A 13547-nucleotide genomic window follows, 5' to 3' on the forward strand; every position below is an offset into this window, starting at 1 on the left:
ACGTGATTGCTTTAGATAGAGGAGAGGGGAAGATCTTACAATGAGAACTGCACTGTTTAAGAGATTAGAAGAGCTTTATCCACAAATGGTTGAACTAAGAAGAGAGCTTCATCGGCATCCCGAGCTTTCTTTCCATGAAGTTCACACACCAAAACGAATCACTGAATTTTATGAAAAGCTTGAAATGCCTATTCGTACTGAAGTTGGTGGAAGAGGTGTTGTAGCTGTTCTCGAAGGAGCATTACCAGGTAAAACAGTAGCCTTACGAGCTGATTTCGATGCTCTTCCAATAAATGATGAAAAAGACGTTCCATATAAATCGACAGTTCCCGGCGTGATGCATGCTTGCGGACACGACGGGCATACGTCTACGCTTTTACATCTTGCACAAGCGTTAAACGATCAACGTGATCAGTTAGCTGGACGAGTTGTTTTTATTCATCAATTTGCAGAAGAAATCACGCCTGGTGGTGCAAAGCCGATGATCGAAGATGGGTGTCTTGATGGGGTTGACGTGCTCTTTGGAACACATCTCTGGTCAGGGTTTCCTACAGGCACCGTCGCATACAAAACAGGACGCATTATGGCAGCTGCCGACTCGTTTGAAATTGTCGTAAAAGGAAGAGGGGGGCATGGAGGTATTCCGCACGAAGCGGTTGATTCAATTGTCATTGCTAGTCAGCTTGTTAGTCAGTTGCAGCAAATCGTTAGTCGATTTGTTGATCCAGGTCATACAGCCGTCTTGTCAATTGGTTCCTTTCATGCAGGATCGGCGTTTAACGTTATTTCAGAAACGGCTACGCTGAAAGGAACCGTTCGTACATTTGATCGAGATGTTCGTGAGAAGATCATTGCATTAATGGAACGAATGATTAAAGGGACGTGTGAAAGTAGCGGGGCAGACTATAAGTTTACCTATGATCGAGGATACCCTCCTGTTGTGAACCACGAGAAGGAAACGATGATGCTGAAGGAGGCGGCCCAAAGAGTAGAAAAAGTAAAAAATGTGGTCGAAACAGAAGCGTTAATGGTTGGAGAAGATGTTGCTTATTATCTTGAAAAAGTACCGGGAACGTTCTTTTTAACTGGTTCAGGAAATAAGGAGCTGTCATCGACTTATCCTCATCATCATCCGATGTTTGATATTGATGAGACTGCGATGTTGATCGCTGCTCAAACGCTAGGAGAGGCCACTTTATCTTATTTAGAACAACATCGTTATGAAGCGGAAGAGATAAAGAGTTAAGAGAATAGGAGGAGGAAATGAATGGCGAGAGGGTTGCTTGAAAATGAAGCAGAATTAAGTAAAAGACAGCTACATTTATTGATGCAAGTATCAACCATCTTTAACTCATCACTTGATTTCTATGCGGTGATTCAATCCGTCATTGAAGAGACCGTCTCTGTCATTGATGCTGCAGACGGCGGCGTGCTCTTTTTATACGATGATGAGCGAAAGAGATTGAAAGTTGCGGGATCGACTGGGTTCCGAAAGAAAACGGTAAATGAGGTATTGCTTCAATCTGGAGAATCGATGACAGGCCTGGCATTTGAGAAAAAAGAAACGCTCCACTTTAAAACAAACCTTGAAGTAGAAGAAGCGATGAAAACGATGACGCCTCAGAATGCAACGCTCTACCATCAGTCCGCAGACGATTTACCTATGAGTACCATTTGTATTCCAATTATTAAAGAAGACGATTGTACAGGGGTTATTGTATTAGATCAATTTAATCTAGAAAAAGAGTTTACGAAGGACGATATTCGATTAGTTGAAGCCATCTCGTCTCAGGCGGCGATTGCTCTTATGAATGCGAATTTGTATCGGAACAAGGAAGCTTCTCTTCAAAAATTAAAGCAATTTAACAAGACAATGATAAATCAAAATGAAAGTTTATCAAAATCTGTGGAAACCCACCATGCCCTATCTGATATCGGAATGAATGAAGGGTCTTTTCAAGAAATTTGTTCATATCTTACAAATTCAATCGGTAAAAACGTCATGATTTTTGATCCATTTGGTGAAGTGAAGGCGTCGAGCCACTCTAAATGGCCATCAACTGAAAACTTGCAAAAGATGATTCTGATGCACCTCAATACGATTAGGCAAAAAAAACATGAGGTTGAAGTTTTCCACGCAAAAGAAGATTTCTTGTTATTCCCACTTGGTAGACTTTCCTTTCCACTAGGCTATCTAGCGATTATTTCCGAATCGCTACCGCTTACAAGGTTTGAACATTCTGCTGTTTTTCATGCATGCACAGTGGCGGGTCTACAATTAATGAAACAAGAAGCGGAGCATAAAGAACAGCAGCGGCTTACCGGTGAACTAATCATCAATCTTCTCTCTGCTCAGGAAGAGGAAGCGGATTTAAGCTATCTTGCCGATCGACTTCAAGCTGATTGGAATGCTTTTTTTACCGTGGCGGTTCTTGATGTTCCGCAAGAACTAGAGCAGGGGCACGAAGAGTGGTTGCGAAGTTGCATTCATGCATCAATTAGTCATTTGCTTCAAAAAGGTGATACGAGATTGCTTGTGACAGAGTGGGGGAGACAGATTGTTATCCTCTTCCATGATGTTCATGGGGTAGAATCGTCAATCGTATCAGTTAATCGCTTTATCCGTGATTTCAAAGCACTTACTTCATCTATTACGTCAGAAAAAATGTGTAGAATCGGAATCGGGAAATCAGTTAAGGGAATACGCGCATTAGACCAGTCCTTCAATGAAGCCAAGAAAACAATTAAATTTTTAGAACGCTTTACATTTGCTGGGTATTCCTCGTGGTATGGAGAAATTGGAGCGCTTCGTTTGTTGTTAAATAACAACGAGGAGGAGCTTGCTAATTATGCGCTTGAGTATCTCTCTCCCCTACTTGCTTATGAGAAGCGACGCAAAGGAGAGCTTTTTCAAACATTGTTTGTGTACTTATCGACAGGACAGGATATCAAAAACGCTTCAGAACAACTGCACGTTCATGTGAACACAATGAACTACCGCATTCAACGTATCCAAGAAATATTAACGATTAATTTTAACGATCCATCTGATCTTTTGAACATTCAAGTTGCTTGTAGTATTTACCGCTATTTATTTGAAGCGTAAATTAGTCATCATCTGGCTGAAGATAAGGACGAAGCTTTCGAACATATCGTCGAATATCAAATAAAAGTTTCGCTTGTAACTTCTTGTTTTCTTCAAACGTTTGAATGTGGGAAATGGAAGGGAAGGATCCATGCTCATTAAATTGAACTGGAATTAGCCCTGTTTTTAATAGTTCGCCATTTTCACGATTAATGATTTCGACTTCGACGGATGCTTCAAATGTATCCGGAATATGATGGTCGACGAGTCGCTTCACATTTTGTACTTTGAATAATATTTGAGCCATTGTAAATCCTCCTTCATCTACCATTACCCATTCTTATTAAAAAATAGCCTTCAAAACATGTAAAAGCAGCCTGTTTCATAGAGGCTGTTTTTATTCGTTTAGAAGGTGGTGAAAGAAAGTAATCGCTATTTTTTAAATGTGGAAGGATTTTGAAGAAATTTGTCAAATTGGTACATAGAAAACCAGGACGTCGATATTAAAAATGGAGTGGAGTACGTAATGGAAGGATTCACTTACGAGTTTCATTTTTTTCTTATTGTTATTTCGATATTAATGATTGTAAGCTACGCTTATGTAGCATTTGATTTTCATGAAAAAGCTCACATCATGACGCTTCCATATCGGAAATTTTGGGTGTTTGGAAGTTCACTTGCAATGGGAGCGGGAATATGGATTCTGCAATACCTTGTTTTATTAGGTCTATCAACAGCAGATGCTTCTTTTTATGCACCATGGTTTGTATGCTTATCTCTAGCTGTTCCAGTCATTGGATCTCTCTTAGCGTTTATGACCCTTTCACCGAGAGGGCAGTTTAAGCAAATCATTAAAGCAAGTCTTTGGATTGCGCTATCGTTATTGTTATTACAAATGATTAGTTCTCATTATTTATTGGGGTTAACTTATTCGATCGATGACTGGTGGAGAGTCGTTCTTCCTTTGTTGATGGTTTTTTTCTTTACAGTTAGTAGTTTGTGGCTTGTTTATGGAATTTCTAATGAAAGAAGTAATTCCTTTAGAAGAGTGTCAGGAGCGCTTGTTTTTGGTCTTGGAACGCTTGCGGTCCATTACTTTACAATGATCACATCTTCTGTTGCAACTAAATTTGAAGTTGAGAGCTATAGTGAAAACCACCTCGTGCAATACATGGCTTTAACAGGCATCTTTATTATATCTGTTTTAATGCTCATTCGTATGATGCGGAATCGAGAGCTTGAAAGTCAGGAGTCGATGCTCCGAGAAAGCGAAAGAAAATACCATTCTCTTGTAGAAAATTGTCCCGATGGCATTATGGTGTTAGACATTCAAGGTCATATTCTAAATATTAATCCTGCCTTAGAACGTATGAGTGGGTATACGTTAGAACAAGTGAGTCATAAATTAAGCTTTCATTTTGTTGAGGAGCGATACATCGAGCAAACAACGTACTGTTTTGAAAGAACAAAAGAAGGTGTTCCACAAAAATGTGAATCAGCGATTAGCCATCGCAATGGTCATTCCATTCATGTGAAACTAATTTCTATTCCACATATGATCGAAAACAAGATGCAAGGTATTATTGTTATCGTAGAGGATATCACGGAGTTTAAAGAAACGGAGGAACTTTTAAGACGCTCTGAAAAACTAACAGCTGTCGGTGAGCTTGCGGCAGGAGTGGCGCATGAGATCCGGAATCCTCTGACGTCGCTAAAAGGGTTTGCGAGCCTTGTTTATAGCTCCTCTCACGATGAGAAATCAAAAGAGTTTTTGCAAATTATGCTTTCGGAAATCGATCGGATTAATTTTATTGTTAGTGAATTTATGCTTCTAGCAAGGCCACATGAAAAAGAATTCGCCAGGAGTGATCTGGTTTCTCTGCTCAGGCATGTGATTTCATTATTAAAATCCCAAGCAATTTTAAAGAACATTGAGATCCGAACCCAGTATGATTGTGAAGAGTTTCCAATTTTGGGGGAAGAAAATCAGCTGAAGCAAGTATTTGTAAACGTGCTAAAAAATGCTATTGAAGCGATGGAAGATGGAGGGATTATTTACGTTAAAGTCACTAAATGCGAGACGGGTGTGACTGTTCGTATAAAAGACCAAGGAGTGGGGATTCCTGAGCATCAAATATCAAGAATAGGGGAACCCTTCTATACATTAAAGGAAAACGGAACGGGACTTGGTCTCATGGTAAGCTTCGGCATTATTGATAATCATAATGGAAAAATGAGGTTATCAAGTGTGGAAGGGAAGGGGACGACAGTTGAAGTTTCTTTACCCTTATATGAAAGAAGGTTAGTGAAAGCATAAGAAAAAAGCGCTGATTCAGCGCTTTTTTCTTATGCTTTCATGCTTATATACCAGAGTCCGCCTTTTTCAACGCCTCAATCGTATCTTTTTCAAGAAATTCAGAGGCTGGAATATCTAGCGCAGTCGAAATTTTTAACAATGTTTGGACGTCTGGATGATACCGATTTTCTTCAATTTTTTGCATAAGACCGGCTCCGATACGAACTTTTACAGCCAATTCTTGAATGGTCATATTTGCTTCTAAACGATGTTTACGTATTTTGTCTGCTATGTTCATCGTGATGCCCCTCCTTACTTGAAACTTTCACACCTCGTACAACCATCACATCACAAGTGGCATTACGGGTAATATGTTCTGAAACGCTGCCCATAAGCAATCTCTCAACACGATTCATACCAGTGGCACCACAAACGATTAAATCAATTTTGTTTTGGGGAGCAATGGTTTTAGCGATTTTCACTTTCGGTGATCCATACTCGATTACGGTTTTTACATTCGTTACTCCGGCGATCATTGCTTTTTCTTCATATTCTTTCAATAGCCGCTTGCCGAAATCTTCAGCTCTCTCTGTTGCGATATCATATAGCTCAAATGTGGAAAAATTTCTTGTGTCGATAACGTGCGCAATGATTAGGGATGCTTGATCTTGAATAGAAAGTTCGACCGCTCTTGAGAAAGCGACCTCAGCAGATTCAGAACCATCAACAGCAACAAGTATGTTTGTGTGTTTAACACTCATTTGCAATCCCTCCATTAATAATTCTTATACTTCATATGTTTATTGTAGATGTTATTTCTGTAAAAAACTGTGATCTTTCTCACACTTTTTCAGAAAAACTTCTACTTTTTCACTTTTTTGAATAAACTAATGTTGACAAATGTGCATTTGCGCGATAGTTTTGTATTAAGGAAACAATTGTGCGGATGGGCACGGAGATATGAACAGATTGTTTATTTTTTTATCTTAAAGTTGCCTTTGGGAAAAAAATATTCATAAGGTGAAGAATAGAGCTGTTAAGCAAATGTTTTTCGCGAAAGAGACTTGGAAAAGCACATCAAAAGCAGAAAGCCCATACGTTAGGTTAAAGCATTTTATAGCGGATTAAATGAATGAAGGAGAGGTTATTTAAATGAAAAAATGGATTGGGTATCTTTTAGGAGCATCATTGTTTTTACTTATACTGGCAGGATGTAGCAGTGAAGCGGATAAACAAAGTGAAGGTAAGATTAAAGTAACGACAACGATCGGTCAAATTGGTGATATTGCCAAGAATGTGGGCAAAGAGCATGTTGCAGTTGATTCTCTTATGGGACCGGGAATTGATCCTCATTTATACAAGGCTTCTCAGGGAGATATTAATAAGCTATCGCAAGCAGACATCATTTTTTACAATGGTCTTCATCTTGAAGGGAAAATGGGAGATATTTTTGCAAAGATGAAGGAAGACAAACCGACCTATCCCGTTGCTGAAGCAATTCCGGAAAATAAGCTATTGGTTGATCAAGCGAATGCGTCAGCTATTGATCCACACGTATGGTTCGATATTGAATTATGGCAATATGCTGTAATGGAAGTTCGCGATGCATTAATTGAGTATGATCCTGATCATAAAGCAGACTATGAGAAAAATGCAGAAACCTATTTAAATGAGTTAAAGAAACTAGAAGAAGAAGCTCAGGCAAAGATTAATGAAATACCAGAAGAGAGTCGTGTGCTTGTTACTGCCCATGATGCTTTCCAATACTTCGGTCAGGCGTATGGAATGGAAGTAAAGGGGCTGCAGGGCTTGAGTACAGATTCAGAGTATGGTCTAAGAGACGTACAGAATCTTGTTAATACTCTCGCTGATCGCAATATTAAAGCTGTCTTTATAGAAAGCAGTATTTCAGAAAGATCGATCAATGCTGTTGTCGAAGGTGCAAGAGAAAAAGGGCATGAAGTGAAAATCGGTGGCGAACTCTATTCAGATGCAATGGGTGAAAAAGGTTCACCTGAGGGCACGTATACAGGCATGTATCGCCATAACATTGAGACGATTGCCAAGGCTTTGAAATAGATGTTGAAGGGAGCTTAAAAATGAATCCAATTCAAGTATCAAATTTAACAGTGGCATATGACCGGAAACCAGTTCTTCAGGAAGTAACTTTTCAAATGCCAGAAGGAAAATTAATTGGTGTTGTGGGACCAAATGGTGCGGGGAAATCAACGTTAATTAAAGCCATTTTGGGGTTAATTCCTAAAGCTTCTGGATCTGTTGAAATATATGGAAAGTCTTATCGTACCCAGCGGAAATTAGTTGGGTATGTGCCGCAGCGAGGTTCAGTCGACTGGGATTTTCCTACAAATGCTCTTGATGTTGTTCTCATGGGAAGGTACGGTCATGTTGGATGGTTTCGCCGACCAGGGAAGAAGGATACGGCGATTGCGATGCAGGCCCTTGATAAAGTAGGAATGAAAGAATATGCTGATCGTCAAATTAGTCAGCTTTCAGGTGGCCAGCAGCAAAGAGTCTTTCTTGCTAGGGCTCTTGCTCAGGATGCAACAGTCTATTTCATGGATGAACCGTTTGTAGGTGTTGATGCAGCAACAGAGAAAGCGATCATTTCTTTATTAAACGAACTCAAAGCACAAGGAAAAACGGTGCTTGTTGTGCATCATGATTTACAGACTGTAAAAGAGTATTTTGATTGGACCCTGTTATTAAATAAACAAAAAATTGCGCTTGGACCTACAGAAGAAGTATTTACAGTGGAAAATTTACAAAAAACATATGGAGGTCGTCTAGCCTTTCTCGATTCTCAGGTTAGTCCTTCCTATGTGGTGCAGCCATAAGGGGGACCAAGTATGTTTAATGACTTAATCTTAACGTTACAAGATGCAAACACACAGTGGGTCCTTTTTGGAACCATTCTTCTCGGGGTTGCAAGTGGCGTTTTAGGTAGTTTTGCTCTTTTGCGTAAGCAAAGCTTGATCGGAGATGCAATGGCGCATGCAGCCCTTCCAGGTATTTGCCTTGCCTTCTTACTTTATGGGACGAAATCAATAGGATGGTTTCTAGTTGGTGCTGCTTTATCTGGTTTGCTTGCCACATACTTCATTCAGGTCATTATTAATCATTCGCGTATTAAGGAAGATACGGCGATTGGACTTGTCTTATCTGTGTTCTTCGGATTTGGTATTGTTCTTCTTACCAAGATAGCTCAATCCGAGAATGGAAATCAAAGCGGGCTAGATGACTTTATTTTCGGTCAGGCAGCATCGCTTGTAGGGAATGATGTTCGCGTCATATCTGGCGTAGCGATTGTCCTTCTTATTGTAACCTGGTTATTGTTTAAGGAATTGAAGTTGTTTACATTTGATCGTCAATTTGCGCAAGGAATTGGGTTGCCTACAGGTCTGCTTAATGGACTATTGATGGCTTTGATCGTAAGTGCTGTCGTTATTGGGCTTCAGGCAGTTGGTGTAATCCTAATGGCGGCAATGCTCATTACGCCTGCTATTTCAGCAAGGTATTGGACCGATCGACTTGATCGTATGGTAATCGTAGCTGGGACGATTGGAGCTTTATCAGGCATGCTTGGAACGTTGTTAAGTTCGATGGCAAATCGACTTCCGACAGGTCCAGTCATTGTTCTTGCGGCAACGGTTATCTTTTTAATTTCACTGATCTTTGCTCCTAACCGTGGGTTAGTTTCAAAAGGATTAAAGCTCTATCGAATTCGAAAAATCGTTGCAAGAGAAACTGTACTTCAAACGATGTATGATCTTTCAGAAGAAGCAAGCATAACGAATAATAAACTTCTTTTCTCTAAAGAGGAGCTTCTCTCTAGAAGGAAAATGGCGGTTCGAAAGCTTGATTCGAATCTAAAACGACTTCAAAAAGAAGGATATGTTCACAGAAAAGAAGACCTGTGGTATTTAACAAAGTCGGGCGGATATGAAGCACATGAAATTGTATTAAATAATCGCCTTTTCGAAATATATACGATGTATGAGATGAAATTTGCTTCTCTTCAATTTGCTACGAATGATGTTTGGGATTATAAAAATATTGGTTCCTCCACTCTGCACGAGCTTGAACAACTAATGGCCATTCATGAGCGGACACCAAAGCTTGAGCCCGAATATTTTGGTGAAGGAGAAACGTTACGAAAGGAAAAGTCATCTCAAAGTGCGGAAAAACGTAAGAAAGAGGTGAAGTCATTATGAGTTATGGAGCATGGATTATGCTTACTGGATCTCTTGTAGGTGTATCATGTGGCATCATTGGCTGTTTTCTTATTTTAAGAAAAATGGCGATGCTTGCCGATGCCATTAGCCATACCGTCTTGCTTGGCATCGTACTTGCTTACCTTGTTAGCCATTCATTAGAAGGGATTTATATGCTAGTTGGTGCTGGTATCATTGGGTTGTTAACTGCATTTCTAGTGCAGGTGCTACATTCTAGTGGCGTACAATCAGATGCGGCAATCGGAGTGGTTTTCACTTCTTTGTTTGCCTTTGGAGTTATTCTGTTATCTGCTTTTGCAGGTAAAGTCCATCTAGATGTGAACCATGCTTTAATGGGAGAAATTACATTCATTCCATGGAACACATTAACAATCGGTGGCATGGATCTTGGTCCATCAGCTGTGTGGATGCTTGGTACTGTTCTAATTATTAATCTGATTCTCATTTTTCTCTTTTATAAAGAGATTAAAATTAGTTCGTTTGATCCAGCGATGGCCACGGCCATTGGCATTCCTGTCATGTTCATTCACTATTTATTGATGTCGATGGTATCCATTACAACCGTTGCTTCATTTGATAGCGTTGGTGCAATTCTTGTCGTGGCCATGTTAATTGTTCCCGGAGCTACCGCCTATCTATTAACAGATAAACTTCTTGCCATGCTTTTCATTAGTGCAATAATCGGCGTGATTTCAGCGATAGGTGGTTATTATGCTGCGCTCGTTTGGAATATTTCCATCTCAGGTTCGATGGCTTCTATTGCAGGGCTTATCTTCGCCGCAACGTTTATTTTGTCACCTCGATATGGGTTATTATCAAAGCTACTCGCAAGGAAAAGGCTTATCACTGAATGATCTTAATTGTTTAACGCGATGAATCGCAAAAGAAATGATTCGAAACTATATGAAAATTTCGTGATCTGTAGTATAGTAAAGAAACGCGATAGCTTGTGCCCACAAGTCTATCTCCTCAATTAACAGCTCTGTAAGCGAATGCTGGATTCGCTTGCAGAGCTATTTTTTTTATAATAGATCAATTTTCCTAATAATGGTTTGAAAAAAGATTACCCTTTTAGGTTGAAAGTAATAATTTTTGGGAATAGAGAGAGTGGATAAATGATCTGAGATCAATGGAAGGGGAATGATGATGGAGACTGGAACAGCAGCAAAACACAAAGCAAAACAAGCGTCAAACGATGTAAAACCCTGGATTAGAGGCCTTGCAAGAATGGGGTATGCAGCAAAAGGCATTGTATATTTAATTATAGGAATTCTAGCATTTCAGGCAGCGTTTGGTCCTGGAGGAAAAACAACGGACTCTAAAGGGGCTTTCGCAACGATTGCAGGAAAACCTTTTGGTGAAGCCCTTTTATGGATTCTTATTGTAGGATTAATCGGTTACTCCGTTTGGAAAGGCATCCAGGCAATTAAAGATCCTGATAGTTATGGCAATGATACAAAAGGTATTTTAATACGAACAGGATTCTTTGGCGCTGGTGTCATCCATTTATTCCTTGCGTATAACGCTGTTTCGATTATTACGAGAGCAGGTAGTTCATCTTCTGGTGGTAAACAATCAATGTCTGCTAAACTATTAGGCCAACCGTTTGGCCAGTGGGTTATTGGATTTATCGGCTTATGTTTTATAGGTTTTGGTGTTTATCAGGTAATCAGAGGGTATAAGAAATCATTTATGAAGCAACTCAAACAGTATGAAATGCATAATCAAGAAGAATGGTGGGGTAAGCGAGCTGGACAAATTGGCCTTGCAGCTCGAGGCGTTGTTTTTACTATGATGGGTGTGTTCTTTATTCAAACAGCGATTACAGCTAACCCTGATAAAACAAAAGGGCTTGATGGCGCACTGTCAGAACTAGCGAAACAACCATACGGCGCTATTCTGCTTGGATTAGTAGCTATTGGATTTATTGCTTACGGCATCTTTATGTTCGTTAAAGGAAAGAATAGAAGAATGAATTTTTCATAATCGCAACGATGTAAGAAGGTGATGGAACTGAAAAAAGTTACACTTGAAGAAGCAAAAGAAGGTATTGAACAGAATCGCCTGTACTTTTTGTACTTATATGGTACGAATTGTTCAGTTTGTCATGCACTGTTGCCTCAAGTTGAGGATGTACTTAAGGATTTTCCACAAATTACGCGGGAAAAGCTAAATGTTCATGAAATTCCTGAAGCGGCTGGAGCTTTTTCAGTTTTTACAATACCTGTTCTTTTGCTGTATGTTAATGGTAAAGAAAGCATTAGAGAAGCCAGGTTTGTCAACATCGAATCTTTTCGTTCTTCGCTTAATCGAATTGTGACAATGTTGGACTAAAAACACTCATTTGGTGGTGCACCCCGAAAGTTAGAGTTAAAAACTAACTTTCGGGGTGTTTTTTGTTTGAAAAACATATACACTGGAATGGAAAATTCAGTATACTGAACATATCTCTTTTGGAAAGGAATTATGTGACAGTAGAATGAATCACTCCAAACAATTCACTTCAACCTCTGAAACATCTCTTTTTATTATTTTATTAGTAGTTAGTATTCTCACTTATATTTTTTTGTTTTTTTCAGTTATTGGAATCGTGATTATTGCACTACTATGGTTGGTTTCCTTTTTTAGCCATGGCCTTTTTCTTGGTCAAATCAGAAGCAATGGAGTAAAGATAACTGATAACCAGTACCCTCAAATCAATCAAAAGGTTTATGATCTATGTAAAGAAATGAACATTTTTAAAGTTCCGAGTGTTTATGTGGTGGAATCGGCAGGGATCTTAAATGCATTTGCGACGCGGTTATTAGGTCGTAATTTTGTTGTACTCTATTCAGATATCTTTGAACTGATTGAAGAAGGTGCTGAGGATGAAGTGACGTTTATTCTTGCTCATGAGCTCGCTCATATTAAACGAAATCATATTTTAAAACAAATCCTCCTGTTACCAGGTAATGTCGTTCCTTTTCTAGGTTCAGCCTATTCTAGAGCATGTGAATATACATGTGATCGAATGGGGGCGTATTTCATTGAAGATGGAGAGTGTGCCGGGAACGGATTAATGATTCTTGCGGTAGGCAAGCGCTTATACCAAAGTGTGAACAAAGATGCATATATCATGCAACTCCAATCTGAGAGAAGCATTTTTGTGTGGTTAAGTGAACTGCTGTCGACCCATCCACCACTACCTAAACGAATAGCTGCAGTGGAGACTTTTATGAATATGCGGGAAGAAACGCATTTTCCTGCTCCTCGAAAGAAAATAGTCATACTTTCACTAATCATTTTTCTTTTCTTTGTAGGTGGAGTAGGATCAGCGGTAGTTGCATCGGAAGTGATTATTCCGTCCCTTTCCTCAGTATTTGAGGAGGAAAGTGTGTTTGATGATGGGGAGGTTACAGGCATTACCCCACTTATGGAAGCCATTATGTCAGAAGATGAAGCGGAATTTCAGTCACTGATCTCAAACAGCAATCTGGAGGCAACGGATTCTGATGGTTGGAATGCGCTTCATTATGCAGCAGAATATCCGGAAGATGAAAAAATGCTTGAGACGCTCCTGGATCTTGGAATGAATCCTGATCAAAATGATCATTATGGTTTGACTCCGCTCATGGTTTCAAGTCAAAATGGCTTTGTTTCTAAAGTTGAACTTCTACTTGTCGCTGGAGCAGATCCAAATCTTGAAGATCAGGATGGGTGGACCCCACTTATTTATATTGCTTACATGGAGCCAACAAATCGAAACGATCTTTATAAAGTGCTTCTTGCAGCTGGTGGGGACCCTTTAAAGGAAGATGAAGCAGGTTATACTGCAATTGACTATGCACGAGATGCAGGGAATGAAGCAGACGTTAAGTTGCTATCTCAATAATGGAACAGTCACAGGGTGTTGACCCTTTTTATGAAGTGACAC

General features: G+C 39.6%; 13 protein-coding genes. 10 read left to right on the forward strand and 3 right to left on the reverse strand.

Features of this window, described 5'->3' with window-relative positions:
- Nucleotides 1–40 precede the first annotated feature (40 nt).
- Entirely contained in the window at nucleotides 41–1246 is a 1206-nt protein-coding gene (locus tag PQ578_RS11860) for a M20 family metallopeptidase (protein ID WP_273834522.1), read from the forward strand.
- 21 nt (nucleotides 1247–1267) lie between these two features.
- Nucleotides 1268–3106 carry a helix-turn-helix domain-containing protein gene (locus tag PQ578_RS11865; protein WP_273834523.1) on the forward strand — a complete coding sequence of 613 codons (1839 nt, stop codon included), beginning with the start codon at nucleotides 1268–1270 and terminating at the stop codon, nucleotides 3104–3106.
- Between the two features lies 1 nt (nucleotide 3107).
- On the opposite strand, the gene PQ578_RS11870 is transcribed toward PQ578_RS11865, so the two are convergent.
- On the reverse strand, nucleotides 3108–3392 hold the full coding sequence (locus PQ578_RS11870) for a hypothetical protein (protein ID WP_160920073.1): 285 nt from the start codon (nucleotides 3390–3392) through the stop codon (nucleotides 3108–3110).
- A gap of 159 nt (nucleotides 3393–3551) precedes the next feature.
- Here PQ578_RS11870 and PQ578_RS11875 point away from each other — a divergent pair, with 159 nt between their 5' ends.
- Nucleotides 3552–5402 (forward strand): ATP-binding protein, encoded by a 1851-nt coding sequence (locus tag PQ578_RS11875; protein ID WP_273834526.1) that lies wholly within the window; start codon nucleotides 3552–3554, stop codon nucleotides 5400–5402.
- Between the two features lie 43 nt (nucleotides 5403–5445).
- Here PQ578_RS11875 and PQ578_RS11880 read toward each other — a convergent pair whose 3' ends face one another.
- A complete protein-coding gene (locus PQ578_RS11880) occupies nucleotides 5446–5679 on the reverse strand; it encodes a helix-turn-helix domain-containing protein (protein ID WP_159782066.1) in 234 nt (77 codons plus the stop codon).
- Entirely contained in the window at nucleotides 5654–6142 is a 489-nt protein-coding gene (locus PQ578_RS11885) for a universal stress protein (RefSeq protein WP_160920076.1), read from the reverse strand. Before PQ578_RS11885 ends, PQ578_RS11880 begins: the two co-directional genes overlap by 26 nt.
- 391 nt (nucleotides 6143–6533) lie before the next feature.
- On the opposite strand from PQ578_RS11885, the gene PQ578_RS11890 reads away from it, so the two are divergent.
- The 7 genes from PQ578_RS11890 (at nucleotide 6534) to PQ578_RS11920 (ending at nucleotide 13505) form a co-directional block, all read left to right on the forward strand.
- Nucleotides 6534–7460 (forward strand): metal ABC transporter solute-binding protein, Zn/Mn family, encoded by a 927-nt coding sequence (locus PQ578_RS11890; protein ID WP_273834527.1) that lies wholly within the window; start codon nucleotides 6534–6536, stop codon nucleotides 7458–7460.
- 20 nt (nucleotides 7461–7480) lie between these two features.
- A complete protein-coding gene (locus PQ578_RS11895) occupies nucleotides 7481–8236 on the forward strand; it encodes a metal ABC transporter ATP-binding protein (RefSeq protein ID WP_273834528.1) in 756 nt (251 codons plus the stop codon).
- A 12-nt stretch (nucleotides 8237–8248) separates the two neighbouring features.
- Entirely contained in the window at nucleotides 8249–9613 is a 1365-nt protein-coding gene (locus tag PQ578_RS11900) for a metal ABC transporter permease (protein WP_273834529.1), read from the forward strand.
- Nucleotides 9610–10488, forward strand: coding sequence for a metal ABC transporter permease (locus tag PQ578_RS11905; protein ID WP_273834530.1), 879 nt, complete (start codon nucleotides 9610–9612; stop codon nucleotides 10486–10488). Before PQ578_RS11900 ends, PQ578_RS11905 begins: the two co-directional genes overlap by 4 nt.
- Nucleotides 10489–10780: 292 nt before the next feature.
- Complete coding sequence (locus PQ578_RS11910) at nucleotides 10781–11620, forward strand: DUF1206 domain-containing protein (protein ID WP_273834531.1); 840 nt, start codon at nucleotides 10781–10783, stop codon at nucleotides 11618–11620.
- A gap of 21 nt (nucleotides 11621–11641) precedes the next feature.
- Complete coding sequence (locus PQ578_RS11915) at nucleotides 11642–11968, forward strand: thioredoxin family protein (RefSeq protein ID WP_273834533.1); 327 nt, start codon at nucleotides 11642–11644, stop codon at nucleotides 11966–11968.
- 145 nt (nucleotides 11969–12113) lie between these two features.
- Nucleotides 12114–13505: a M48 family metallopeptidase gene (locus PQ578_RS11920; protein ID WP_273834534.1), complete on the forward strand. Its 1392-nt coding sequence runs from the start codon at nucleotides 12114–12116 to the stop codon at nucleotides 13503–13505.
- Nucleotides 13506–13547: the final 42 nt, after the last annotated feature.

The organism is Guptibacillus sedimenti (genome assembly GCF_028610665.1).
GTDB lineage: Bacteria > Bacillota > Bacilli > Bacillales > Guptibacillaceae > Guptibacillus > Guptibacillus sedimenti.

Coding starts and splice junctions, on each gene's coding strand:
- PQ578_RS11860 (WP_273834522.1), top strand. CDS start 41: ATGAGAACTGCACTGTTTAAGAGATTAGAAGAGCTTTATCCACAAATG.
- PQ578_RS11865 (WP_273834523.1), top strand. CDS start 1,268: ATGGCGAGAGGGTTGCTTGAAAATGAAGCAGAATTAAGTAAAAGACAG.
- PQ578_RS11870 (WP_160920073.1), bottom strand. CDS start 3,392: ATGGCTCAAATATTATTCAAAGTACAAAATGTGAAGCGACTCGTCGAC.
- PQ578_RS11880 (WP_159782066.1), bottom strand. CDS start 5,679: ATGAACATAGCAGACAAAATACGTAAACATCGTTTAGAAGCAAATATG.
- PQ578_RS11885 (WP_160920076.1), bottom strand. CDS start 6,142: ATGAGTGTTAAACACACAAACATACTTGTTGCTGTTGATGGTTCTGAA.
- PQ578_RS11890 (WP_273834527.1), top strand. CDS start 6,534: ATGAAAAAATGGATTGGGTATCTTTTAGGAGCATCATTGTTTTTACTT.
- PQ578_RS11895 (WP_273834528.1), top strand. CDS start 7,481: ATGAATCCAATTCAAGTATCAAATTTAACAGTGGCATATGACCGGAAA.
- PQ578_RS11900 (WP_273834529.1), top strand. CDS start 8,249: ATGTTTAATGACTTAATCTTAACGTTACAAGATGCAAACACACAGTGG.
- PQ578_RS11905 (WP_273834530.1), top strand. CDS start 9,610: ATGAGTTATGGAGCATGGATTATGCTTACTGGATCTCTTGTAGGTGTA.
- PQ578_RS11910 (WP_273834531.1), top strand. CDS start 10,781: ATGGAGACTGGAACAGCAGCAAAACACAAAGCAAAACAAGCGTCAAAC.
- PQ578_RS11915 (WP_273834533.1), top strand. CDS start 11,642: ATGGAACTGAAAAAAGTTACACTTGAAGAAGCAAAAGAAGGTATTGAA.
- PQ578_RS11920 (WP_273834534.1), top strand. CDS start 12,114: ATGAATCACTCCAAACAATTCACTTCAACCTCTGAAACATCTCTTTTT.